This is a genomic window from Borrelia parkeri, from assembly GCF_023035815.1.
GTDB lineage: Bacteria > Spirochaetota > Spirochaetia > Borreliales > Borreliaceae > Borrelia > Borrelia parkeri.
Window position 1 is genome coordinate 278,699 of the sequence record NZ_CP073159.1, and the last position, 23,709, is coordinate 302,407.

Below are 23,709 nucleotides of genomic sequence, written 5' to 3' on the forward strand. Positions count from 1 at the left end.
AAATTAATATCTCAATTCAAATAAATGTTTAAGTCAATTCAATACTGTCTTCTAACACCCTACTAGATCTTATGTCTTCTAATGAAGCAAGAACACCTTCGTTTTCAAAACCACTATCAAAAGAAGAACTTGTCATTCTTATTTGAATTGACTTAGAAGAATGCGTATCTAAATCTTTTGCAGAAATGCTTAAGATACCACTTTCATCCAAATTAAAAAGTATCTCTATCTTTGGAATACCTTTTAAAGCCTTTTGTATATTACTAAAAAAGAATCTACCTATAGAATAATTTAAAGATGCTTTTTTATACTCACCTTGAAGGATATGTATCTCAATCTCTTCCTGATAATCATTAGTTGTTGTAAATATTTTTCGCTCACAAACCGGTAATAAAGTATTTCTCTTAATTAACGTAAAAAATCCATCATTAGAAGTCTCAATGCCAAGAGAATAAGGCGTTACATCTTTAAAGTCAATAAGAATACTATTATTTGAAAGACTAAAAGCATGAATACCCGCACCGTTTGCAACAACTTCATCTTGATTTAAGGAATCCAATACTTCAATTTTAGGAAAAATTTCCTTTAATCTCTCTTTAACTAAAGGAATTCTTGTTGAACCCCCTGAGAGTATTATTTTTGAAATACGTTCAAGATCAACACCTGAATCGGCAATACATTCATTTGTAAGACTAATAGTTTTCTCTATAAATTCCTTAATCATAGAATTAAAATCATCTCTTTTAAGTTTATAATTCAAATGCTTGCCATCAAGAAAAGGTAATACAATACTAACCTCATCCATAATAGATAAACTTTTTTTAGCTTCTTCAATTTTGTCTCTTATCTGTTCAAGAATAACAATATCATCTAAATTAATATCAGGATATTCTTCCTCAAAACTGGTTAAGACATGCCTTTCTATGACTTCATTAAAATTATTTCCGCCAAGTTTATTCTCGCCCTTAATTGCAAGAACAGTATAAGTATCATTTTGTTTTTCTAAAAGAGTAACATCAAAAGTTCCACCACCAAGGTCATAAACAAGAAATAATCCATCTATTTGTTTTTCAAAAGCATAAGACAGAGCGGCTGCTGTTGGTTCATTAAGTATTGCACGACATTTCAATCCCGCAAGACTTGCAGCTTCTACAACACCTCTTCTTTGAATTTCAGAAAAATAAGCAGGAACAGTTATTACAACATCACAAATCTCTGTACCTAAAAATTTCTCAGCATTCATCTTCACATTTAAAAGTAAATAAGAAGCAATATCCTCAGCTCTATATGTATTATTACCCACTTCATAAGAGACTTCGGTACCTATATCAACTTTAAAATTATAAAAAGTCTTATCTGGGTTTACCAATATTTGATGTCTAGCAATACTACCAACAATAATACCAGAATCTGTAAAAGACACAATAGAAGGTGTCATTCTCTCACCCCTATCATTTAATATAACCCTAGAATTAGCATCAAAATAAGACGCTACAGTATTTGTAGTTCCAAGATCTATGCCTATCCATTTTTCCATCAAGTACCCCTATGAATTGAAACAATTAATTCAATTTCACCCAAATCCAATTTCAACTTTTTAGCAATCACTTCTAACGACATTCCTTGCTCATAAAGCGAAATAACTTGCTGGCGAATATTATATCCTTCCTTAATTATATTTTTCTCAATAGTAGGTATTGAATAATCTAAATTACTCTTATAAACACTACTATCCCCTTTCATGCTAAAATTATTACTTCCCATTGAAATCGAATGAGTATTAAATCCCAATAGTCTTTGATCAAGTATTTCTATCCTCTCATCAACTTCCTTAATAATCCTATTTAAGCTTTCAATCTTTATCTCAATAATATTTATATTTCTATCAGTTGCTTGATTAATTTCAATAATAGTTTTATCTACCTCACTCCTAAATTTCCTAAGTATACTATTAGATTTGATTTTCAAACTAATATAAACATGAAAATATATAAAAACAAATATAATCAAAATAAAACAAAAAACAACAAACATACAGAATGTCCTATACTTAAACTATCGTTCAATATCAATGTTTCTTCCAATTTTTGGATCACGAAAATTAATATCATATATGCCAGGTGAATTTCTCTTAGCAGTATTAACTTTTGACATTGTAATAAAATTGACATTACCATCCATGTTCTCATCAGCCGGATATATGCTATTTATTTCAGAATCAACATGATAACTCTTGCTTTGATTTAAAATCAAATTTTTATTTTCTCTTATCTTTTTATTCCTTAAATCCTCATTTGAAATTTCACTAGCCTTAAAAGCACCTTGTGTAATTATCTTTACAACTTCAGATGAACCATTAATATCCATAAAGATCCTCCTACAATTTGCAACCTATTTAGATTTAAAAGGAACATAAGCTAACATTTTAATAATATTGTCATCCTCTACAAAAGTAATATTATGATAATCTCTTGGAAGTTCATAATAAGCATCTTTAATATGTAACTTAACTCCAGTATAAGCCATGTACTCAACAAAAATTTTGCCATCAATCTTACTATCTTCAAGTGCATCTTGTAAACTTTCTTGCTTATCTTTTACCATCTTTATTTCCAAAATTAAAATATCTCGCTCATTAATAAGCTCATTACAACTGTCAATTTTTAAAGATTTCTCAGCTTTATCAACAATAAGTTGAATGTTCTTCTTTAAAGCAGAAATATCTTTTGTTAAAACTTCCAACCGTTTCTCAATCTTAACAAGATATTCAGTAAATTTAGATAGCAAAACTTTTATTTCAGGATCACACCCAACACAAATAGAAGTCTCAGCATTACCCTCAGATCCAATAGAATATGCTCGAACCTCTTCTCTTGCACGAACATCAGAACCAACTATCTTAGATTTTTTTCCAATGCAGAGCACCTTCTTTGTACAAGAAACAAAAGAATTGACAATTCCTCTTACAACTTCAATATCGCCTTCACATCGTACATTAACATTTTCTAAAAATTTAGACTTAATAAACTTCTTTGCATAAATCTCTGAACCACCCTTTCCATTAGCACCACTGCGAAGAATAATAGAACCATCCGTTCTCAAATTACACCTACCAACAAGTCCATTGACTTCTATTCCACTCTTAGCCATAACATTATATCCATCTAAAACACTTCCCTTAACAAGAACCATACCATTATTTACTATATTTCCAGTACCAGGTCCAACATCACCCTCAACAACATAAACATCATGCACAGAAATAATACCATTTGCAATAGATATATATCCATCACATCCTGCAATAATCTTATTTCCTTCCATGAAAGTATTATCTCCCAAAATCAAATCTAACTCTCGACCATGCTCTGCTCTTAATATTTTTCCAAAAACAGTATACCCTTCAATACCCTCTGATAAGGGAATAATTTCTGCCAATTCATCTCCTCTATTAACATTTCTAAACTCATTACCTACAGCACCATACTCACCTGAAGACTTACTCTTAGCAATAAAATTAATATAAGCATCTCTTCCCTTAACAGGATTTACTCCCCTTGCCATCTCAACTGGTTCACCATAAAAAGGATAATCTACAAATTCTTTTATTTTATTCTTAAGCAATGCTCGATCTGATACTCCATATTTCTTAAGAATACTATAAATATCTTTTTCCAAAACTTCAGCACCATTAGGTCCAGGAACAGTAAATTCAACAGTTACTGACATTGAATCTTCTGATATATGAACCATCATAGTTACACTCTCAACAAGATCGGCCTCAAAATTAGATACTTGTTCATACTTACCATTAGCATCCTCAATAACCGATCTAACAAAATTTTCATCCAAATCTTTGATGTTACTATATGAAGCAAATTTATCCATTACATCTTTAAACTTAACAACACTCCCATCTCCTTGAGCAGGAGTAACCTTCAAAAATACCCCCTTGGCAGTTTTCCTGATAAAAAATTTCCCATCAAGAGACGCAACTTCTTTAAATTCACTTTGTGAACTTAAAACATCAGTAATACCAAACTTTGAATAAGAATTCTTATAAGCAACTATTTTCCAGTTTTTCTTACCATATCCAAATAGTCCATTATTTCCACGTACCAAGACTTCATAATTCAAGTCTTTATAAGGAACTGAAAGTTCTAAAGAAGCATCATTTAAAGCCTCTTCAAGCGTATCTGATTCCACCTCTATTAAATTAATACGATTTTCTCTTTCTAAATAATTCTTAATTCTATTCCTAAAATCCGCAAAATCGATAATATTAACCATAATTATTCCTTTTTATTAATCAAAGTCTTAATAGTCTCAGCAACAATTTTTGGATCAGTATTCTCAACATGTGAAATTTGATCTAATAACTTACTATTTAATTTACTCTCTTTAACAATTGTATCATATCTACTCAATTTTTCTAAAAAACTATAATTGTCATTATCACCACTTTTATTCCTATCAAGAGGAATATTTTTAGAAAAAGAGTTCTTATCATCTGTTTCAGGCTTACAGTTACTATTCTCATCAATATCCTTCTTCCTTGTATCATCACTCAAACTATCATCTTTAAAAAGATCATACAAATATTTCTTGTATATAAATTCAAGTAAAAGCCCAATACAGAAAAAAATTATAAACTGAAAAACCGCTCTAAACAATACTGTAATAAAAGGCACACGAGCAAAAATGCCAAGAATCACCGCAAGAATAAATGCAAACGCACTAAATAATAAAACATACTTGCGTCTCTTAGTAAATAACATATTACCTATTCCATCCCAAAAAATTTAGATATAAAACCTATAACACCTCTTCTCTTTTTATTATCAAGAGTAATTTCTTCAAGAGCAGCCACAATAGAATCAAGACAATAACTAGCCTTACTATTGGGATTTAATAAAATAAAAGGTCTTTGTTTAAAAACAGAATTTCTAATATTTTGATCTTCATAAACATATCCTAAATAATCAATATTTAAATTCAAAAACTGACTTGATATATCAATAACTTTTTTAGCCACTACTTTTCCCTCACTTACATTAGCCACTCTATTGACAACCAGTCTTAAATTTTTTAAATTTTCCATTTTATGAGATAAAACCTTGATTATACCATAAGCATCCGTTATAGAAGTAGGTTCTGGTGTTGTAACAATAACTACATCATCACTAGAAAACAAAAACGAAATAACCTGTCTTGAAATTCCAGCACTGGTATCTATTATTACTATATCATATTCATAAACTTTTAATAACTCCTTTATAAACTGATTCATCTCGGTCTCTGATAAATCTAAAAGTTCTGTTGTCCCAGAAGCACCAGCTAAAAGATCAATATTATATTCTGTCTTTGTTATTACGTCCTTAATACCTCGCCCTTGCATAATCATGTGATAAATACTGTACTTTGGAATGACTCCAAGCAAAATATTAATGTTAGCCATACCAATATCTGCATCAAAAACTAAAACTTTTTTACCAAGATTTGCATACTTAAGAGCAAGACCTATAGCAATATTACTTTTGCCAACACCACCTTTACCACTAGTAACGGAAATAAATCTTGTTCTATTATTTTGAATTTTATCATCAATAACAAAACTAGCCCTATTATTCAATCTCATAATATCACGTAAACTTTGAGCCTGATCTTCTATCATATATTATCCTTAATAATAAGATTTACCTTTTATCTTTCGAATAAATTCAATATCATCACTTATTCTATATCCATTTATTTTTTTGATAAAGGTAAGCGGTTCTGCAATACTAATATTATGAGGAACAATTTGCCCATCAGTAACATAAGAAACTTCCTTTCTCATTTCATGAATTAAACTTATTAAATTACCAACACATGTTGTCTCATCTAACTTCGTAAAAATCACGGTCTTGTAGCTAAAGGGAGAAAATTGATGAAATATTTCTTTAATATCTGCCGTCTTTGTAGTAGAGCTCACAGCTAAATGAAATTCAGCATCACGACCACAAGCATTAAGAAGTTCCTTCATCTCAGCAAGTTTCATAAAATCTTTAGGACTCTTACCAATTGTATCAATAAGAACAAGATCAAAATCCTTTGACTGTGTAATTTCTTCTTTTAAATCTTTAAAAGATTCAATCGCCTTAACAGGAATCCCCATAATATCACCATATGTTTGAATTTGTTTTTTAGCTCCTATACGATAATTATCAATGGTAATAATCTTAATATTCAAACTCTTATCATCACTATTAATTCCATAGATTGCTGCAAGTTTTGCAATAGTAGTGGTCTTCCCAACACCCGTTGGTCCAACTAAAATAAAAATTCTTTTTTTAAGATTATCAATAATAGAACCTGAACATTTAATAGTTTTAGCAATGTATATTATAACACTATCTTTAACTTTATCATAATCATCAAGATCTGATAAACTAAAATCTCTCTTAATAAAATTATTAATATCTCTAATGTAACTTTCAGAAAAATCATTACTACGTAAAATATCTTCTATTTTTAAAATTGTTGGATGATTAATTTCTTCCTTTTTATGTGCAAGTTCATTTTTAAGAGATTTAACTTCCTTAATTACATCCTCAATTGAAGAACTCTCTTCTTTTTTAATGCTTTGAAGAATTTTACGCTTCTCCTCTTCGACATTTATTTGCTGTTGTCCAATGTCATATCTAACATAACCTGAAACTTCAATCCAATCTCTACTAAATAAGCCAAATATTCCTCCATGAGCTATTGTCTTATAAGTCATAACTCTAGCATTCTTTCCATATTTCTTCTTAACAGTTTCTATGACCTCATTATAGGTTGGACCTCTTTCTGTAAAATACTGAACCATAATACTACTCTTCAACCTCTACTGTTTTAAGCACATTAACTTTAACATTTTTAGGAACCTCTAAAACAGATATAACAACAATATCTGGAAGTTCTCTACTGGTTAAGACCCTTATTACAGGTCGTGCAGATTCACTCGATAGTATAACAGGATAATATCCTTGTGATTGAACCTCATTTACAAGTCTAAAAAGTTCATAAATAAATTTAGTTTTTAAATTTGGATCAAGAGAACTTATAAGATCGTTATTGGTCTCAAATCGTGAATCAATTATTTTTTGCTCAAATTCTGGATTTATTGTTATCACATTAAGTTCTAAATTAGAATTTAAATATCCACTAACTATCTGCCTTCCAATTGCTTGCCTACATTTTTCAATTAAAAAAAATGTATCTTTAGTAATACTCGTAAAGTCTGCTATTGTTTCAAAAATCGTAACTAAATTACGTATTGAGACTTGTTCTTTTAAAAGACCTTGTAACACTCTTTGAATCTCTCCCACTGAAAAATCCTTTAAAACTTCTTCAACAATAGCTCCATAATCTTTTTTAAAAATATCAAGAATATTTTGAACATCTTGACGTGTCAAAATCTCACAAGCATGCCTCTTAATAAGTTCAGTCATATGAGTAGCAATAATTGAAGGAGGATCAACTACAGTATAACCCAATTTTTCAGCAATTTCTCTCCCATTATCATTTACCCAAAGAGATGGAAGTCCAAATGAAGGATCTTTTGTAAGATCCCCTTCAATACCAGAATCAGATCCCACATTTATAACCAAAAATTTACCCAACTTAATTTCCCCATGTCCAATCTCTACTCCTCTAAGCTTAAATGAATACTCATTTGGTTCAAGTCGCATATTATCCACTATTCTAATCTTAGGCACAACTATTCCCAATTCAAGAGCAATTTCACGACGTATTTTTACAATACGATCAAGAAGTTCTGAGGTCTTTGAATCATCAACTATTGGAACAAGATTATACCCAATCTCTAAAGCCAATGGATCTAGTGGCACTACAGGAGCAATTTCCTTATCAGCATAACTTAATATTTGCTCTTCGGCTTTTTGTCTTTCATAAAGTTCTCTATTCCTATCTAAGTTAGATAGTGAATAAGCTAAAAAGGCTATCAACACACCTAAAAGAATGAGTATTAATGTAGGAAATCCTGGAAGAAATGCCAAAAATAATAAAAAACCAGATACAATCCAATAAATTCCTGAATAGGAAGTAAATTGTTCAACAATCTCTACTCCAAAACTATTTTTTGATATCGATCTAGTAACAATAAGCCCTGTTGCTGTTGAAATTAACAACGCTGGAAGCTGAGAAACAAGTCCATCCCCAACAGTCAAAGACACATAATTATTGATCGCATCGCTAAAACTAAGTCCTTGAAGAGTAACCCCTATTATAAGTCCTCCAAGAATATTTATAAGCGTTATTAAAAATCCAACCTTCACATTGCCTGATACAAATTTAGAAGCACCATCCATAGCACCATAAAAATTTACTTCAGCTTGCAAATCATTTTTCTGCCTTGTAGCTTCCTCTTCTGTTAAATTTCCAGAACTATAGGCAGAATCAATAGCCATCTGTTTTCCAGGAAGAGCATCAAGAGCAAAACGAGCGGCTACTTCAGCAACTCTTGTAGCACCCTTAGTGATAACAATAAATTGAACTGCAATTATAATAAGAAATATTATAAAACCAATAAAGAGACCTTGTGTTCCAGAACTTCCAACAACAAATGTTCCAAAGGCCCTTATCATTTGACCATCAAAACTTATTCCTTTTACCAAAATTAATCTAGTAGAAGAAATATTTAAAACAAGACCAAAAATGGTCATTACAAGTAAAAGTGTTGGAAAAACTGAAAAATCAAGTGAACGTTTAGAATAAAGAACAATAAGCATAACTAAAAGACTTATTACCAAATTAACAGCAATCAAAGCATCTAAAATAAATGCAGGAAGAGGCAAAATAAAACTAGCAACAACAAGTATTAAGCCAACTGAAACTACCAAGTCCGCTTTATTATTAAGTCCAAAATATACTAATACAGAATTTTTTCTTGCATCCAACAACTTAACCTCTAATTAAATTTCTTAGCAATAGAATACACTTTCACAAGAATTTTAGAAACAATTTCCCAATATTCTCTTGGAATTTCTTCATTAACATCAACATTAGCATAAAGATCCCTTGCAAGGGGCTTATTTTCCATCACAGGAATATTATTTTCCCTGGCAATTTGTTTAATTACAAATGCAATTTCATCTTGACCCTTTGCAAGGACCCTTGGTGCTAACATAGTATTACTATCCCACTTAATAGCAACAGCAAAATGTTCCGGATTTGTAATTACTACATCCGCTTGAGGAACTGTTACTTTTAAATTAGCATTCAAAATTTCTCTCATTCGCTCCCGCATTCTAGAACGAAGCAGAGGATCTCCTTCCATTTCTTTTCTCTCTTGCTTTACCTCTTCTTTTGTCATTTTCAAATTTTCAATATAACGAGTTCTTTGAAAAAAATAATCCAATATACTAATACCCATCAATACTATTACTGAAAAAAAACATATTCTGTAAGCAAGACTTAATATAACAGAAATACCATCTTCAAGACTATATTCAAACATTCTTGAGATTTTACCTATATTGCTTCTTAGCATTATATAATATATAAAAGATATTATAGCAATTTTTGATAAACTTTTAAACAAATTAAAAAAAGCATCAAATGAACCAAAAGAATTTTTAATCCACTTTGAAAAATTTGGATTTACTCTATCCCAGTTGGGAACTACAGGTTTAAAGGTTATCAAAAAACCAACTTGCACAACGTTAATTAAAAAAACAACTATAAACGATATCAAAAGAAATACAATCACATATCCAAGCATCGATCTAATATATGCAAACCCCAATGAATAAATACTAATCGACATTATCTCCGGAAGCTTACCAGCTTGCCATCTAAAAACATCCATTAATTCGTAAGCAAAATAAGATAACATAAAGAAAAATACAGCAAATAATATGAAAAGAGTAACTGCCATATTAATTTCGGTTGATTTTAATACTTGTCCCTCTTCTCTTGCTTTTTGTTTTTTTTGTTCAGTAGGAAGTTCTGTTCTACCTTCATCCTCTGAGGCAAAAAAATTAAGAGGTATATACCAATTTTTACTTAAAAATTCATTTCTAATATTCATTTTAAGGTCTCAGAAAATAGATTTAAAGCATTCCTCATAGATTCTAAAGCAAGTTCAATTACTCTCTTAACAGACATCACCAAACTTGGAAAACCAATATATAAAATAATTAATCCCAATCCCAACGAAACTGCAAAACTAATCATTAACAAATTAATCTGGGGAGCGGTCTTTGAAAGTATGCCTAAAATTAAATATAAAAGTAAAAGAACTCCCAATATTGGAAGAGAAATTATCAAAGCTTTTTCAAAAAGAATAGCAAAAGAATAAAATATCAACTTAATAAATTCATAATTTTTTATATTAACCATATTTTCAACTCTAACATTTAAAACAGAATCATGTACTCCAATCATAAAGAAACGCAATAAAACATTATTTGATAAAAATAAAAGTAAAAAAAGACAAGTAAATATTTGAGATATTACCAAATTATCCTCTTCTGCAAAAACATCGAAAATATTTGCATAAGCAAGACCCATCTGATTTGAGAAAAAAAATCCAAGCAAATGAAAAACATTAAAAATTATGCTTACAAAAAAAGCCTGAATAAGACCTAAAATGGCTTCTCCTGCCAATATCAATGTAAACGCAATCAAATTATCTAAAGGGTAAACAATATTTATCTTATCTACAACAATAACAGACAAAATTAAAGCAAAGAAAAAATTTAAATAACTCATTCTTATAGTTGCAAAAAAAGGTGAAAACCTTAGAAAAAGAAAAATTCTAACAAACACAGGCAAGATCACAAAAGATTTTAAAACTAAAAAATTCATATTCATATTTTAATCCATACATTATATATTTTGTATTTGACTAAAAACCATAAAAGCAAAAAGCATAAGCTTTTTTAAAATCCAAGGACCAAATATAACAAGAGTTAAAAGTATTATAATAATCTTGGGAATAAAACTAAGTGTTTGATCTTGAATAGATGTAACCGCTTGAAAAATTGAAATTAGAAGACCAACTATAAGAGCTGTAATCAACATTGGCGCTGAGAGAATAATAATATTCTCAATGGAAATTCTAATTAAATAAATAATTTGTCCTGTTGTCATTTAAATCCTTCACATAAAGCTTTTTACAAGCCCACTAGTAATCAAAGTCCAACCATCTACCATTACAAAAAGCATAAGTTTAAATGGTAAAGATATCATTACAGGCGGCAACATTATCATTCCCATTGCCATTAAAACAGCAGCTACAATAATGTCTATCACTATGAATGGCAAAAATATTAAAATGCCCATTTTAAAAGCAACTTTCAGCTCGTGTAAAACAAAAGATGCAATAAGAACATGAGTAGGAACTTCACTAAAATTCTTAGGCCTGGGGTAATTACTAATACTCATAAACAATCTAATCTCTTCATGCTTACTATTAGACATTTGCTTATACATAAAATTTCTCAGAGGAGCAATTCCCCTATCATAAAATTCATTAAAACCTATTTTTGAATCCTGAAGAGGCAAATATGCTTCTTTATATATTATGTTAAAAGTTGGCCACATAGTAAAAAGAGTTAAAAATAAAGCCAATCCCATTATTACCTGATTAGGTGGTGATTGTTGAAGTGATAATGCCCTTCTAATAAAATCTAATACTATTGCTATCCTTAAAAAAGAAGTCATCAAAACTAAGAAAGCTGGAGAAAGAGTTATTATAGTTAATATCAATAACAGTTGCAAAGGAAAAATTATTCCACCGCCAACAGAATTTGCAAGATCAACAAACGGAAAATTTAAACCAGTAGTAGTTTGCAAAGATTTAGTTTGAGCAAATGCAAAATTTATAACTCCAAGAAATAAGAAAAAACTTAATTTTTTACTCAAATTCAACCTCTAAAACTTTTTCAGCCTATCTTGTTTACTTTTTAAAGAAGTCTCAATATCATTCTCCAATGCCGCATACTCAGTCTCATCAAACAATAATTCACCTTTTTTGTTCTTACGTAATATTTTATTAAAAATTGACTTAAATGAAGTTACATCACTAAGACTTTTAGCTTTATCAAGCTCAAATTTTAAATTATCGAGTTCTTCACCCTGTTTGATCTCTCTTAGCAAAATAGAAGAATTACTTGATACTAAAAATACATAAACATTACCTAGTATATTGATAACCCTTACAGAATTTTTATTGTCTATTTCATAAAAAGCAAGCTCTCTTATAAAATCTGATTTATAACCATTTTTAACTTTCTTATAATTTAGAATTATTTTCTTGAACAAAAAGATACAAATAAGAAAAAAAAGAAAAAACAAAAATATAATCACCAAATCTGAAATATTGAAAAGAGATATATTTTGTATATCTTTATTATTCAAATTAGCCTTATCACCCTCAAATATCGGTAAATTAACCTCACTCTCTAAGCTAGAAGAAGAAATATCTAAATCAACTCCATTCTCCTGTGCAAACAAATTTTTTAAAAAAAATATAAAAAAAATTAAAAACACAAACTTAAATAAAGTTAATCTACTCATTTTTAATTTTAATTATTTCGGTAATTCTAACACCAAAATTCTCATCAATTACAACAACCTCTCCTTTAGCTATCACTTTGCCATTTACCAAAATATCTACAGGCTCACCAGCAAGTTTATCAAGTGTAATAATCGTCCCCTCAGACATGCCAAGTATATCTTTTATTTTACGCTCAGTTCTACCAAGTTCAACAGTGACTTGCATAGAAACATCCATCAAAAGACCAAAATTACTAGGATCAACACCTTCAGGCAAGGTATCAATTAAATCAGGAAGTTTAACACCCTTTATCTCAGGTTTCTCTTCACCAATATCACTCTTATCATCTATAGCCATTAATTCACCTCTTCATTAAACTTATTAACACATTTAAACTTTTAACAACCTATTCAACCTCTTCCGTGAGCTCCTTTAACAAATCAAAATCCTCTACTTCACCAACTTTTTCTGTAACCTGAACTGAAATCTTATTTCCAACAAGACCCATTCTACAATTAAATTTCTGTTTAGTCCCTACCTTTAAGATCAAATCCTTATCTATTGGAGAATTTTCAAGATTAAGCACATCACCTTTTGCTAAGGATAATATTTCTCTTACCTTTAATTTAACCTCTCCAATTTCAGCCACTAAAAGCATATCTGTATTCTCAAGTTTTTCTCTAAGAATGTCAAGATTTTCACTAGTAGTGCCCACACCAATTAAAGAATGCCAATATCTTGTTGAAAGCTTAGATACAATAGGCTCTATTGTAATATAAGGCAAACAAAAATTCATAAGCCCTTCAACTTTACCTATCTTAACTTCAAGAGTTACTAAAATAACCATTTCTGTTGGAGGAACTATTTGCGCAAATTGAGGATTAACCTCTATATGCCCAAAACGAGGCCTAAGATCGACTACCTGCGACCAAGCTTCTCTCATGTTAGCAAGTATACGAATAATAACACTTTCCATGACAGACTGTTCTATTTCTGTTAAATCTCTACTCTTATCCTTAATAGTATCTCCATCTCCTCCAAAAAGTCTATCAACTATTGCAAACGCAATGGTTGGATCAACTTCAAATATAGCAGAACCCTTAAGAGGATCCATGTTAATTATTGCTAAAGTAGTAGGATTTGGAATAGATCTAATAAACTCTTCATAAGTCAACTGATCAACTGAAGCTACATGGACATGAACCATCTTCCTCAAAAGTGCTGAAAGTGAAGTTGTAGTATACCTTGCAAATGCTTCATGAAAACTTGATACTGTCCTTACTTGTTCTTTTGAGAATTTGTCTGGTCTTTTAAAATCATAAACTTTAATTTTCTGTTTTTTGCCCATAGGACTAGATATGATATTAGAAAGTGAATCATCTGATGATAAATTATCAGATGAATTAATAGATTCTAAAAGACTGTCTATATCGTCTTGTGATAATGCTCCCGGATTACCTGCCATTCAAAATTCCTTTAAAAAATCACATATCAAAAATATCAATTTGTGTTAATGCTATTTCTTTTATTTCACCATTTCGAAGAATACTATTAATTCTAGCCTTAATTTCCGCCTTAATCTGACTTTCGTTCTTTATCTCTTGTCCTGTTCTTTGACTAAAATATTCTCTAATAATATCTTTTAACCGCACTTTCTGTCTTCCAAGCTCACTTAAAATATTTACATTATTCTCAGCATAACCTAACGCAAGTTTTATGACAAAAGTCTTTGGAGGAGTATCTTGAGTAGTTCCCCTAATTTCATCTATGCTTTCATACCATATAAGCATAGGGGGTTTTCCCAAATATTCATTAGAAAAAATTGGAAAATTATTAGGGGCCCCACTTTGACTTACTACCATCTTAGAAACAAAATAAGCAACTATTATCATAATAACAACAGTAAATAGTCCTATTGCTAATATTTGCAAAATTTTTATTATAACATCAGGTAGCAGTCCCATTCTTTTATTATCCGCACCACCTACGTCAATACTACCATCATCTCTCTCAGGCATATTACCTCCTATAAATTTCTTCTTTCATTACTAAAACATTATTATTGATTAATACCTTTAGTAGAACTCAAAGAAGCATCACTAGTAATCAAAATATCTATTCTTCTATTATAAGCTCTACCTTCAGGAGTATCATCTGTGGCAACCGGTCTACTTCCCGCAAATCCAGACACTTCAAATTTACTCTCAATGCTTTGGATCTTAGACTGATCGGTGTAATTCAAAATCTGCTCTAACATATTTACTGCTCTTGCCGATGAAAGCTCCCAATTGCTTTTCCAAATTCCATTTATATTAACATCAACATTGTCTGTATGTCCTTCAATTTTAAAATTATACCCTTGATTATCCAAAAACCCAATAAAAGAAGCTATCTTTTGTATAGTTTCCCTATTATCATCAAGCTTAACCTCAGCACTAGCTGAATCAAAAAAAGCATCGGCCAAAAGAGATACAACAACACCACGTTCATAATGTCGCACAATAACCCTATTAGACTTAATCTTTTCAATAAATTCAATAATAGACTTATTTTTAGACGCCTGAGAAGCTTGCTTATTCTTCTCAGTAGAGGGTAAAGACATAAAACTATTACTCAAATAAGAAAGCTTATTAATATCTAAGGTCTTTCCACCCTTAAAAAATCCAGACCCTGTAAACGAAGCTGACATTATTTTTAATACATTTTCTTTGAGAATAATATCATTTAATGAAAACATAGTAACAAAAAAAACAAGTAACAAGGTAACCATGTCTCCATACGTTAACATATACTCAGGAGCACCTTCTTCACACTTTGAACGCTTCTTTCTATCTCTCAATGACATCACTCACCCCCAAGAATACCGCTTCCAAGCTGACTCCTATCTTTAGGAGTTAAAAACGTCACCAACTTTTGTTCTAAAATTCTAGGGTTATCCCCTGCCTGAATTGATAAAATACCCTCAACAATCATCGTCTTAATTGATGCTTCCTCAATATCTATAAACTCTAATTTAATTTGAATAGGAAGCAACATTAAATTTGCCATTATTGTACCATAAAGAGTTGTAATAAGAGCAACAGCCATAGAAGAACCAAGAGCTGATCTGTCTTCTAGATTTCCAAGAAGAGCTATAAGCCCAATAAGCGTACCTGTCATTCCAAAAGCAGGAGCAAGCTTCGCCCAAGTTCCAAAAAGATCAGCACCAATCTTATGTCTCTCTTGCATTTGATCAAGTTCAAGATAAAGCATAGTTCTAATTATCTCAGGATCAGCACCATCAACGACAAGTCTCATTCCAGACTTAAAAAAAGGATCATTGATTTGATCCAGTTCATCATCAAGAGATAAAAGCCCTTCTTTTCTGGCTTTTTCTGAGAGTTCAACTAAAGTCTTTATAATGGGAACTTTACCAAAAGAACTCTTTTTAAAGAAAAATCCTAGATATGTAGGAATTTTCTTTACAGTGGGAATTTCTGAGGAAGCCACAAGTGCAGAAAAAGAACCAACAACCGTAATAAACACAGAACTCAAATCCCAAAAAACCCCTAATCCTGTAGGAGTAAATGCCATAGAAATTAAAATAGCACCAAATCCAACGCCCCAGCCAACTATACTAGCTAAATTCATAGCTCAACTCCCTTATTCTCTTGTTTAATTCTGTCTAACAAAGCAATCTCTCTCCTATACATCTTGATTTTATCCACAACCTCTACTACATCTTCTTTTACAATCAATTTTTTACCATTCATAAGAAGAATCGTAGTATCAGGATTAGCCTCAATACTCTCAATATGACAAGGATTTAAATAATACCCATCGCCATTAAGTTTAGTTACATAAATCATAAACTAAAACAAAAAATTAATTCTTAAGTCTTACAAGCTCTTGTAATAACTGATCCGAAGTGGTTATAGTTTTAGCATTAGCCTGAAAACCTCTTTGAGTAACTATCATATCTGTAAATTGTTCAGCAAGATCAACATTAGCCATTTCTAAAACTCCTGCTCTAATACTACCAAGGCCTGCCAAACCAGTTTCACCTATCCTAACCTGACCTGAATTACTTGTCTCAGTAAAATTAGTATCACCTACCTTTGCAAGTCCCCCAGGATTAACAAATGAAGCAAGCGCAATTTTGCCAATATCTCGTCTAATACCATTTGAATAAACTCCCATTATTATGCCATTTTGATCTATTTCATAGTTTTCCATATATCCCATACCATATCCATCTTGAATAATAGCCTTTGTAGTACTTGCATCAGCAAATTGAGTAATTGAATCAGTATAACTACCAACATTACCAAGTCTAAGATTAATAGTTTGCTGCTCACCAACTTCTCCGGCATTAGCATTCACAACACCAAAAGTTATAGGAAACTCAAGTAAATCACCAGGCTGACCTGCCTGACCATTTAAAGAAAGCAATGCTCCTTCATTATTAAACCCTATTGTAAAACTGGAATTTGTCTCCCCATTTACTAAAACTGTAGCGTTCCATAAATTAGGAGTAGTTGTATCTTTTACAACTCTAAGTTCAACAACACTAGTATTTCCAAAACTATCATAAATAGTCTTATTAACAACCCAAGTACCACGAGCAACATCCACTTCACTTGCACCTTCCTCAATTATAGGTAACCTTTTATCAAGATTACAAGCAAAAGTAATGTGTTCAGTAGCCTTAGCACCTTCTTTATCCCCAATAGGAATAACTAAATCTTCAACATCAGCAGATGTATTAATAACCTGTTCTCCCCCAATAGACTTTGCCATCCAACCTTGAATTCTCATACCATTTGCAGGATTTACAAGACGCCTATTAGAATCAACATCAAATGCACCAGCTCTTGTATAAAAAGAATTATTACCATCTCTTAAAATAAAAAAACCATTACCACTAATTCCAAGATCAGAAGCTTTTTGGGTGCTTTGAAAGGATCCTTGAGTATGAATAGTATCAATAGTAGCAACACTCATTCCAAGACCAACTTGTTTTGGATTAACACCTCCGCGCCCATCAGTAGGACGAGACGCTCCAGAAATACTCTGAGATATCATATCTTGGAAATTAACTCTTCCTTTCTTAAAACCAATAGTATTAACATTGGCAATGTTATTACCAACAACATCCATTCTTGTTTGATGATTCTGAAGACCAGAAACACCAGAATATAAAGACCTCATCATATAACTACTCCTCCAATCCTACTGACAAAATATTATTATAAACATAATACTTGCCATCAATCATAATTTGTGGAACTATTCCTGTTTTAATATTTGTAACTTTACCCTTAATAATATCTCCATCAACATGTTCAAATTCAACTATTTTGCCCAATAAATCCAAATCCTTATTTACACCAAGGACAGATGAGAGACTCTCAAAAGATTTACTCATATTTGTCATTTGTTCAAGCGCTGAGAATTGTGCCATTTGAGCAATAAACTCTTTATCTTTCATTGGATCTGTAGGATCTTGATACTTAAGTTGAGTAATAAGTAGTTTCAAAAAATCATCCCGACCAAGATTATTACCCTTCACACCTCTTTGTATCTTAGAATTAGATATTTCCTTAGCTCGGCCTATACCGACTAAATTGTCAATATAATCAATTGTACCCATCTATCCTCCATTTTAAACAAAAAAATTAATATTTTTTTCTAAATCACCAGAAATCTCAACATTATCCTCAATTTTAAAGATATTATTCTTATTTAAAGAAGATGATTGGCTCTCAACATCATCTTCAAAATTACCAGAAAAAAACCCAGAACCACTACCTGCAAGAGAAAGATTTAAACTAGTATTAAAACCATTATCATTTAACATTTTACTGATTGAATACATATTTTGTTCAAAAAGAGTCCTCACATTATGATTGTCAACTATAATCTTACCTAATAAATTATTATTAGAATCAAGATTTAAATTAATTCTTATACTACCAAGTCTTTTGGGCTTTAAAATCAGCCTAATTTCTCCTGTATCATTCGATTTTAACACAATTTTGGCCTTGTTCACAATATTATGATTTATTTTTAAATTCCATTCTGACATTAAATTATCAGCAATGTGACCAATAAAAGCTCCTTTAACAGGTTTTGTATTAAAACTAGAAAGGTCACCTATAGATTCTGTCAATCCATCAAACGTTTCTTTAAGACCATATTTGCGAACATAATTTTCACCATCAATTAACCTAAACCTAGCACCTGAATTAAAAAATTCCTTAACACTATCATTTTTCTTAAAATTTTTAACATCAATATCAATAACATTTTTCTCCCTATCTCTCTTTACAACATTCAAATCTCTATGATTAGAATTAAAATTAACACCTAAAACATCAAAATTAAAAAGAGAATTTACATTGCCAAACAAAATGTTAAGATCAGATAAAACTTTTTCAAAATTTTTTAATATTTCTATTTTGTCACTAAGCCCAGAATCAAAAGACAAACTTTCACTTAAAACTTTCATACTTTCAAAATCAAATAAATTATTTACTTTTTTTATTAAAGATTTTAAATCAGACACGAACCCTTTATCACTAAATTTTTCAAAGGCAAAGGGCTCCTTTAAAGAGATATTTTTAAAATTCTTACTTATAAGACCATTACTTTTTAAAAATTTTACAAATTCTAGTATTGAATCCCTAAACTTAGACAGATTTTGCATCTCTGAAGAAATAAGATCTGAAAAAATACCCTTTTTAGATTGAGTAAAAATACCACCTACATTCACACAATTAAAATCCTTGTTTAGAATTGGTAAACTAACAATAACCTTACTTAAATTATTCATACATCACTCCAATGAACTAACAGACATTTTTCTAATTAGTACAGCGGCCTTTTTAGAATCCATAAGAGACAACCAATAAGGAACAATAGACGCCCGTCCCTCTTTTTTAGCAATATCTTCCACCTTACGCATATAAGATATCGCAATCTCATCATTAAGTTCTTCAAGTCTCTTAACAGCATCCTTTGGGGGCATATTAATTAAATATAAAGCAGCCTGAGCAAAATTTGCATCTTCATCTTTATATTTATTGACAATATCATCGATTACTTTCTGTTTCAGATCTAAATCTTTTTGCTTTTGATTAAGTTCGGCTTCTAATTTATTCAAACTATCTTCTCTCTTTTTCAATTCTTCTCTAAATTTTTCAACTTGCTGACCTTTAATATAAATCGCCTCTTTTTCCTTTATCATTCTAATCTCTTCAAGACTAATATGTGTATATTCAGGTGGCTGAGAATCTCCCTTAAAAAATAAAGCCCTGATATACACAGGCAAATAATCTCTAGTTTGATAGATGCCAAATAAATCAACCAAAAAAAATGAAAACACTAAGAAAAAAATAACTAAAAATAACCACAAAAAAAATCTAAGTAAAAATGACAAGAAATCATTCATTGATTATTCCCTAATTTTTTACAAATTCTATAATTAACATATTCATCTAAAAACAAGCTTTCGCTTTTTACTTTTTCTTTAATTATAGTATCATTTAAAGTTTTTATTAATATGTCAACCTTTTTTTCTTCTCCATATTTTTTCAAATAAATATCATAATACTTATAATAATCATGCTTAAGTTTTTCAAGCTTTTTCAACTCTTTCCCTTTTCTATAAGTCAAATAATCCAAATAATTTCCTTTCGAAAAAACATCCATATTGTTTAATTTGTTTAAACCTTCAAACATTTCTTCTAAAAATTCTTCTATTTTTGAAATCTTATTATTTACATTCACTAAATCGTTTTCGCTAGACTTCCTATCATAAGTCCTAATACTCAATATTTTTTCAAAAATTTTTTTCTTAAAAATTAAATCATTCAAGCTAATATTTCTCTCAATTCACTATCCAAATTTTCAAAATCATATTCCTCTTGTATTCCTTGAGACAAAAAATCAATAATCTTTGGATATTTTGCAACTGCCAAATCAACTTCTTTATTAGAACCTTTCATATAAATTCCCGTCTTAATTAAATCTTCATAACTTTTATAAATTGATAATAAATTCCTAATTTTAGATATCAATTTTTGTTTTTCAAAATTTACTATTCTATGAAGAGATCTTGAAGTAGAACTTAAAATATTTACAGAAGGATAAATTCCTCTATCAGATAAATCTCTATCCAAAATAATGTGTCCATCTAAAACAGCTTTCATATTATCAGCTATTGGTTCTGTAAAATCATCACCCTCAACAAGCACAGTATAAAACCCTGTAATACTACCTTTAGAATTAAGTCCTGAACGCTCAAGCAAAATAGGAATCTCTACAAAAACAGAAGGAGGATATCCTTTAGTAGCAGGTGGCTCTCCCATAGAAAGACTAATTTCCCTTTTAGCATTTGCAAATCTTGTAATTGAATCAAACAGCAACATAACATCCATCCCACACTCTCTAAAATATTCAGCTATTAATGTTGCAGTATAAGCCCCTTTATATCTTGCGATAGGGGATGCATCAGAGGTTGAAACAATCAAAACACTTCTCTTAAAGCATTCTTCTCCAAGATCATATTTAATAAACTCATTAAGCTCACGGCCTCTCTCTCCAATAAATGCAATAACATTAACATCTGCCTTAGAATTTTTAGCAATCATACCAAGCAAAGTAGACTTACCAACACCCGCACCTGAGAAAATACCTACACGTTGTCCTTTTGCAACTGGTAAAAACCCATCAAGGACTTTAATACCAGTAACTATTTGCTCAGAAAAAACACCTCTACTTAAAGGATTAATATTACTAAAACTTAATTCTTTATAAGAATTACCAAAAAACTGCCCCTTATTATCAATAGGTCTACCAAGAGAATCAATCACCCTACCAAGTAATTCATCGCTAAGATTAATCTGAAGCTTTTTACCTAAAGAGCAAACTTTATCGCCAATCTCAATTCCATCAAATCCTTCATAAGCCATAAGGTTAACAAAAGATCCATTTAAACCTAAAACTTCAGCATATATTTTCTTACCACTTCTCTGTTCAATTAAACATAAATCACCAATACCACATTTTGGACCCAAACTTTCTACTAAGAGTCCTTTAATCTTCCTTACTTTACCAATAAGAGATATAGGCTCAACATCATCCAATATTTTTGAATAACCTTCAAAAAAGATGTCCATCAACATTCCTTAATCCCTAAAATATAGAAGAAAAATTTTTAAATTTCTCCTCTATTCTATCCAGTTGAGATGAAATTCGTGCATCTATTTCCCCAAAATCAGTCTCAATAATACACCCACCCTTTCCTATATTAACGTCTTCAACAACTTCTAGATTTTTTATAAAATCAAATTTAGAAATAAACTCATGTTTTTGATGACTCACAACATCTATATCATCAAGATTAACACGAATAACAATATTTGTTTTGCTTTTTACTTTTTTTAAAGCCTCATTTACATTTTCTATGACAACACCTTTCTGAGAATCTATAATTTTTTTAACTACCTTAACTGCAATCTGCATAACAAGATTCATTATGTGTTCCCCTGAAGATTCAAGAATCTCCTTTCTCTTTGCAACCAAAGAAGATATTATGCTATTTAACTTTCCTAATATTTTATCACAATCTTCACATCCCTTATTAAACCCTGCATCATACCCTTCATTTCTTCCTCTTGCCATTTCCGTTTCAAGTTCCCTTTTTAATCGCTCTTCATGTTCCCTAACTATTTTTTCAATTTCTAAATTAGACTCTTGCTCAATCGCCCCTTTTTTGTTCTCAGCTTCCTTTTGCAAAGCTTCAGCTCTCTCACTAGCCAAACTTACTATTTTGTTAGCCTGTTCTTTAGCTTCTTCAAGAAGCTTAGAACATTCAGCATCTATTTCCTTTTTAGCAAGCTCATGTTCACGTTCAATTTCTTCTTGAAGCTTTGATCTTTGACTCATTAAGTCTTCAAGTTCATTGCGAAGCTTAATACTACGACTATCTATGTCACAAAGTTCATTTTCTTGCCTCTTAATTTCCAACGATTTAAAAATAGGATTTGTAATCTCAACAAACTCTAACTTTACTGCATTTACAACTTCTTTTGATTTATATAAAACCTTAGGCAAATACAACTCCTTCTTCAGACAAGTACATCTTCTTCACCACCCCTTGAGATTACTATTTCACCCTGTTCTTCTAATTTTCTAATAAGAGAAACAATTTTTTGCTGAGCTTCCTCAACATCCTTACGTCTAGTAGGCCCCAAAAATTCCATATCTTCCTTAAGCATTCCAGCAGCTCTCTTAGACATATTTTTAAAAATCTTATCTTGAACAGGTGCATCAACTGATTTTAAAGCTTTTGCTAACTCCTGACCATCTATTTCTCTTAAAATTCTCTGTATTGATCTATCATCAAGAAGAACAATATCTTCAAATACAAACATTTTCTTTTTAATTTCCTCTGCAAGTTCAGGATCCTCTTCTTCAAGGGATTCAATAATAAATTTCTCTGTCTTTCGATCGGCCATGTTAATTATTTCAACAACATTATCAACGCCTCCAGCTGAAGTATAATCCTCTGAAGATAAAGAAGCTAACTTTTTCTCAAGAACTCTCTCAACTTCTCTTACCACTTCAGGAGAAGTTCTATCCATCAATGCAATTCTCCTTGCAACATTAGTCTGAATTTCAGTAGGAAGGCTAGAGAGAATAAATGAAGCCTTTTGAGGATCAAGATACGAAAGTATTAAAGCAATTGTCTGTGGATGTTCTTGTTGAATAAAGTTTAAAATATTAGCAGGATCTGCTCTTCTAACAAATTCAAAAGGCCTTGATTGCAAAGCAGAACCTAAATTATTAATAATATCTACTGCTTTTTGAGTACCAAGGGATTTCTCAAGAAGCTCCCTAGCATAATCTATTCCACCCTTTTGAATAAACTCTTGAGCCATCATTAACTCTTTAAATTCTAAGAGAACACTATCTTTAAGATCAGAAGTAACAACATCAAGTCTTGCTATTTCAAAAGTTAAAGATTCTATCTCCTCTTGAGATAAATATTTAAATATTTTAGATGAAATTTCAGAACCTATTGAAACTAACAAAATAGCGGCTTTCTGTTTTCCCGTTAAAGTAGAAACACCTAACATCTCTTTTTCTTTTTCTTTTTGCTCTTCCATATAAATTAT

The 23,709-nt window shown here is 30.7% G+C and carries 26 protein-coding genes and 1 pseudogene; all 27 read right to left on the reverse strand.

Going from position 1 to position 23,709, the window contains the following annotated elements; translation table 11 throughout:
- Positions 1 to 28: 28 nt before the first annotated feature.
- The 27 genes and pseudogenes from bpSLO_RS01305 to fliG all read right to left on the reverse strand — a co-directional run bounded on the left by bpSLO_RS01305 (position 29) and on the right by fliG (position 23,700).
- On the reverse strand, positions 29 to 1,537 hold the full coding sequence (locus bpSLO_RS01305; RefSeq protein ID WP_025375300.1) for an Hsp70 family protein: 1,509 nt from the start codon (positions 1,535 to 1,537) through the stop codon (positions 29 to 31).
- Positions 1,479 to 2,034, reverse strand: a pseudogene (locus bpSLO_RS01310) (DUF6115 domain-containing protein). Before bpSLO_RS01310 ends, bpSLO_RS01305 begins: the two are co-directional and overlap by 59 nt.
- Positions 2,035 to 2,055: 21 nt before the next feature.
- Positions 2,056 to 2,367 (reverse strand): hypothetical protein, encoded by a 312-nt coding sequence (locus bpSLO_RS01315; protein WP_025407462.1) that lies wholly within the window; start codon positions 2,365 to 2,367, stop codon positions 2,056 to 2,058.
- Between the two features lie 24 nt (positions 2,368 to 2,391).
- A complete protein-coding gene (locus bpSLO_RS01320) occupies positions 2,392 to 4,290 on the reverse strand; it encodes a FapA family protein (protein WP_025407461.1) in 1,899 nt (632 codons plus the stop codon).
- A gap of 2 nt (positions 4,291 to 4,292) precedes the next feature.
- The gene (locus tag bpSLO_RS01325) at positions 4,293 to 4,778 is read right to left on the reverse strand and encodes a hypothetical protein (protein ID WP_025407460.1); all 486 of its coding nucleotides are present in this window, start codon (positions 4,776 to 4,778) and stop codon (positions 4,293 to 4,295) included.
- 5 nt (positions 4,779 to 4,783) lie between these two features.
- On the reverse strand, positions 4,784 to 5,671 hold the full coding sequence (locus bpSLO_RS01330) for a MinD/ParA family protein (RefSeq protein WP_025407459.1): 888 nt from the start codon (positions 5,669 to 5,671) through the stop codon (positions 4,784 to 4,786).
- Between the two features lie 12 nt (positions 5,672 to 5,683).
- Positions 5,684 to 6,850 (reverse strand): flagellar biosynthesis protein FlhF, encoded by a 1,167-nt coding sequence (gene flhF / locus bpSLO_RS01335; protein WP_025407458.1) that lies wholly within the window; start codon positions 6,848 to 6,850, stop codon positions 5,684 to 5,686.
- A 4-nt stretch (positions 6,851 to 6,854) separates the two neighbouring features.
- Positions 6,855 to 8,945, reverse strand: coding sequence for a flagellar biosynthesis protein FlhA (gene flhA, locus bpSLO_RS01340; RefSeq protein WP_149029317.1), 2,091 nt, complete (start codon positions 8,943 to 8,945; stop codon positions 6,855 to 6,857).
- Between the two features lie 8 nt (positions 8,946 to 8,953).
- On the reverse strand, positions 8,954 to 10,075 hold the full coding sequence (gene flhB / locus bpSLO_RS01345; protein WP_025407457.1) for a flagellar biosynthesis protein FlhB: 1,122 nt from the start codon (positions 10,073 to 10,075) through the stop codon (positions 8,954 to 8,956).
- On the reverse strand, positions 10,072 to 10,860 hold the full coding sequence (gene fliR, locus bpSLO_RS01350; protein WP_025407456.1) for a flagellar biosynthetic protein FliR: 789 nt from the start codon (positions 10,858 to 10,860) through the stop codon (positions 10,072 to 10,074). The genes flhB and fliR overlap by 4 nt, the downstream gene beginning before the upstream one ends.
- Before the next feature lie 15 nt (positions 10,861 to 10,875).
- Positions 10,876 to 11,139: a flagellar biosynthesis protein FliQ gene (gene fliQ / locus bpSLO_RS01355; protein ID WP_011772231.1), complete on the reverse strand. Its 264-nt coding sequence runs from the start codon at positions 11,137 to 11,139 to the stop codon at positions 10,876 to 10,878.
- A gap of 9 nt (positions 11,140 to 11,148) precedes the next feature.
- Positions 11,149 to 11,913 (reverse strand): flagellar type III secretion system pore protein FliP, encoded by a 765-nt coding sequence (gene fliP, locus bpSLO_RS01360; RefSeq protein WP_025375309.1) that lies wholly within the window; start codon positions 11,911 to 11,913, stop codon positions 11,149 to 11,151.
- A 9-nt stretch (positions 11,914 to 11,922) separates the two neighbouring features.
- The gene (locus bpSLO_RS01365) at positions 11,923 to 12,567 is read right to left on the reverse strand and encodes a flagella biosynthesis regulatory protein FliZ (RefSeq protein WP_348648857.1); all 645 of its coding nucleotides are present in this window, start codon (positions 12,565 to 12,567) and stop codon (positions 11,923 to 11,925) included.
- Positions 12,560 to 12,904, reverse strand: coding sequence for a flagellar motor switch protein FliN (gene fliN / locus bpSLO_RS01370; RefSeq protein ID WP_011772234.1), 345 nt, complete (start codon positions 12,902 to 12,904; stop codon positions 12,560 to 12,562). The genes bpSLO_RS01365 and fliN overlap by 8 nt, the downstream gene beginning before the upstream one ends.
- A 49-nt stretch (positions 12,905 to 12,953) precedes the next feature.
- Positions 12,954 to 14,012, reverse strand: coding sequence for a flagellar motor switch protein FliM (gene fliM, locus bpSLO_RS01375; protein ID WP_025375311.1), 1,059 nt, complete (start codon positions 14,010 to 14,012; stop codon positions 12,954 to 12,956).
- Positions 14,013 to 14,031: 19 nt separating this feature from the next.
- Entirely contained in the window at positions 14,032 to 14,565 is a 534-nt protein-coding gene (gene fliL / locus bpSLO_RS01380; protein WP_025407455.1) for a flagellar basal body-associated protein FliL, read from the reverse strand.
- Between the two features lie 41 nt (positions 14,566 to 14,606).
- Positions 14,607 to 15,392: a flagellar motor protein MotB gene (motB, locus tag bpSLO_RS01385; protein ID WP_025375313.1), complete on the reverse strand. Its 786-nt coding sequence runs from the start codon at positions 15,390 to 15,392 to the stop codon at positions 14,607 to 14,609.
- Complete coding sequence (locus bpSLO_RS01390; protein ID WP_025375314.1) at positions 15,392 to 16,177, reverse strand: motility protein A; 786 nt, start codon at positions 16,175 to 16,177, stop codon at positions 15,392 to 15,394. Before bpSLO_RS01390 ends, motB begins: the two co-directional genes overlap by 1 nt.
- Positions 16,174 to 16,395, reverse strand: coding sequence for a flagellar FlbD family protein (locus bpSLO_RS01395; RefSeq protein ID WP_025375315.1), 222 nt, complete (start codon positions 16,393 to 16,395; stop codon positions 16,174 to 16,176). The genes bpSLO_RS01390 and bpSLO_RS01395 overlap by 4 nt, the downstream gene beginning before the upstream one ends.
- Positions 16,396 to 16,411: 16 nt before the next feature.
- Positions 16,412 to 17,740, reverse strand: a complete 1,329-nt coding sequence (gene flgE, locus bpSLO_RS01400; RefSeq protein ID WP_025375316.1) for a flagellar hook protein FlgE — start codon at positions 17,738 to 17,740, stop codon at positions 16,412 to 16,414.
- Positions 17,741 to 17,744: 4 nt separating this feature from the next.
- On the reverse strand, positions 17,745 to 18,179 hold the full coding sequence (gene flgD / locus bpSLO_RS01405) for a flagellar hook assembly protein FlgD (protein WP_025375317.1): 435 nt from the start codon (positions 18,177 to 18,179) through the stop codon (positions 17,745 to 17,747).
- 12 nt (positions 18,180 to 18,191) lie between these two features.
- Positions 18,192 to 19,361 carry a flagellar hook-length control protein FliK gene (locus bpSLO_RS01410; protein WP_246989743.1) on the reverse strand — a complete coding sequence of 390 codons (1,170 nt, stop codon included), beginning with the start codon at positions 19,359 to 19,361 and terminating at the stop codon, positions 18,192 to 18,194.
- A 3-nt stretch (positions 19,362 to 19,364) separates the two neighbouring features.
- The gene (locus bpSLO_RS01415) at positions 19,365 to 19,979 is read right to left on the reverse strand and encodes a periplasmic-type flagellar collar protein FlbB (RefSeq protein WP_025375319.1); all 615 of its coding nucleotides are present in this window, start codon (positions 19,977 to 19,979) and stop codon (positions 19,365 to 19,367) included.
- Positions 19,976 to 20,404 (reverse strand): flagellar protein FlbA, encoded by a 429-nt coding sequence (locus tag bpSLO_RS01420; protein ID WP_025407453.1) that lies wholly within the window; start codon positions 20,402 to 20,404, stop codon positions 19,976 to 19,978. The genes bpSLO_RS01415 and bpSLO_RS01420 overlap by 4 nt, the downstream gene beginning before the upstream one ends.
- On the reverse strand, positions 20,401 to 21,708 hold the full coding sequence (locus bpSLO_RS01425) for a FliI/YscN family ATPase (RefSeq protein WP_025407452.1): 1,308 nt from the start codon (positions 21,706 to 21,708) through the stop codon (positions 20,401 to 20,403). Before bpSLO_RS01425 ends, bpSLO_RS01420 begins: the two co-directional genes overlap by 4 nt.
- Positions 21,709 to 21,724: 16 nt before the next feature.
- On the reverse strand, positions 21,725 to 22,645 hold the full coding sequence (gene fliH / locus bpSLO_RS01430; RefSeq protein WP_025375322.1) for a flagellar assembly protein FliH: 921 nt from the start codon (positions 22,643 to 22,645) through the stop codon (positions 21,725 to 21,727).
- Between the two features lie 14 nt (positions 22,646 to 22,659).
- Positions 22,660 to 23,700, reverse strand: a complete 1,041-nt coding sequence (gene fliG / locus bpSLO_RS01435) for a flagellar motor switch protein FliG (RefSeq protein ID WP_025407451.1) — start codon at positions 23,698 to 23,700, stop codon at positions 22,660 to 22,662.
- Between the last annotated feature and the right edge of the window lie 9 nt (positions 23,701 to 23,709).

Coding starts and splice junctions, on each gene's coding strand:
- bpSLO_RS01410 (WP_246989743.1), bottom strand. CDS start 19,361: ATGAATAATTTAAGTAAGGTTATTGTTAGTTTACCAATTCTAAACAAG.
- bpSLO_RS01320 (WP_025407461.1), bottom strand. CDS start 4,290: ATGGTTAATATTATCGATTTTGCGGATTTTAGGAATAGAATTAAGAAT.
- fliM (WP_025375311.1), bottom strand. CDS start 14,012: ATGGCAGGTAATCCGGGAGCATTATCACAAGACGATATAGACAGTCTT.
- flgD (WP_025375317.1), bottom strand. CDS start 18,179: ATGGGTACAATTGATTATATTGACAATTTAGTCGGTATAGGCCGAGCT.
- bpSLO_RS01325 (WP_025407460.1), bottom strand. CDS start 4,778: ATGTTATTTACTAAGAGACGCAAGTATGTTTTATTATTTAGTGCGTTT.
- fliL (WP_025407455.1), bottom strand. CDS start 14,565: ATGCCTGAGAGAGATGATGGTAGTATTGACGTAGGTGGTGCGGATAAT.
- bpSLO_RS01395 (WP_025375315.1), bottom strand. CDS start 16,395: ATGATTTATGTAACTAAACTTAATGGCGATGGGTATTATTTAAATCCT.
- bpSLO_RS01305 (WP_025375300.1), bottom strand. CDS start 1,537: ATGGAAAAATGGATAGGCATAGATCTTGGAACTACAAATACTGTAGCG.
- fliN (WP_011772234.1), bottom strand. CDS start 12,904: ATGGCTATAGATGATAAGAGTGATATTGGTGAAGAGAAACCTGAGATA.
- bpSLO_RS01425 (WP_025407452.1), bottom strand. CDS start 21,708: ATGGACATCTTTTTTGAAGGTTATTCAAAAATATTGGATGATGTTGAG.
- bpSLO_RS01415 (WP_025375319.1), bottom strand. CDS start 19,979: ATGAATGATTTCTTGTCATTTTTACTTAGATTTTTTTTGTGGTTATTT.
- bpSLO_RS01365 (WP_348648857.1), bottom strand. CDS start 12,567: ATGAGTAGATTAACTTTATTTAAGTTTGTGTTTTTAATTTTTTTTATA.
- flhB (WP_025407457.1), bottom strand. CDS start 10,075: ATGAATATTAGAAATGAATTTTTAAGTAAAAATTGGTATATACCTCTT.
- fliQ (WP_011772231.1), bottom strand. CDS start 11,139: ATGACAACAGGACAAATTATTTATTTAATTAGAATTTCCATTGAGAAT.
- fliG (WP_025407451.1), bottom strand. CDS start 23,700: ATGGAAGAGCAAAAAGAAAAAGAAAAAGAGATGTTAGGTGTTTCTACT.
- fliR (WP_025407456.1), bottom strand. CDS start 10,860: ATGAATATGAATTTTTTAGTTTTAAAATCTTTTGTGATCTTGCCTGTG.
- motB (WP_025375313.1), bottom strand. CDS start 15,392: ATGTCATTGAGAGATAGAAAGAAGCGTTCAAAGTGTGAAGAAGGTGCT.
- flhF (WP_025407458.1), bottom strand. CDS start 6,850: ATGGTTCAGTATTTTACAGAAAGAGGTCCAACCTATAATGAGGTCATA.
- bpSLO_RS01390 (WP_025375314.1), bottom strand. CDS start 16,177: ATGAATTTAGCTAGTATAGTTGGCTGGGGCGTTGGATTTGGTGCTATT.
- flgE (WP_025375316.1), bottom strand. CDS start 17,740: ATGATGAGGTCTTTATATTCTGGTGTTTCTGGTCTTCAGAATCATCAA.
- bpSLO_RS01315 (WP_025407462.1), bottom strand. CDS start 2,367: ATGGATATTAATGGTTCATCTGAAGTTGTAAAGATAATTACACAAGGT.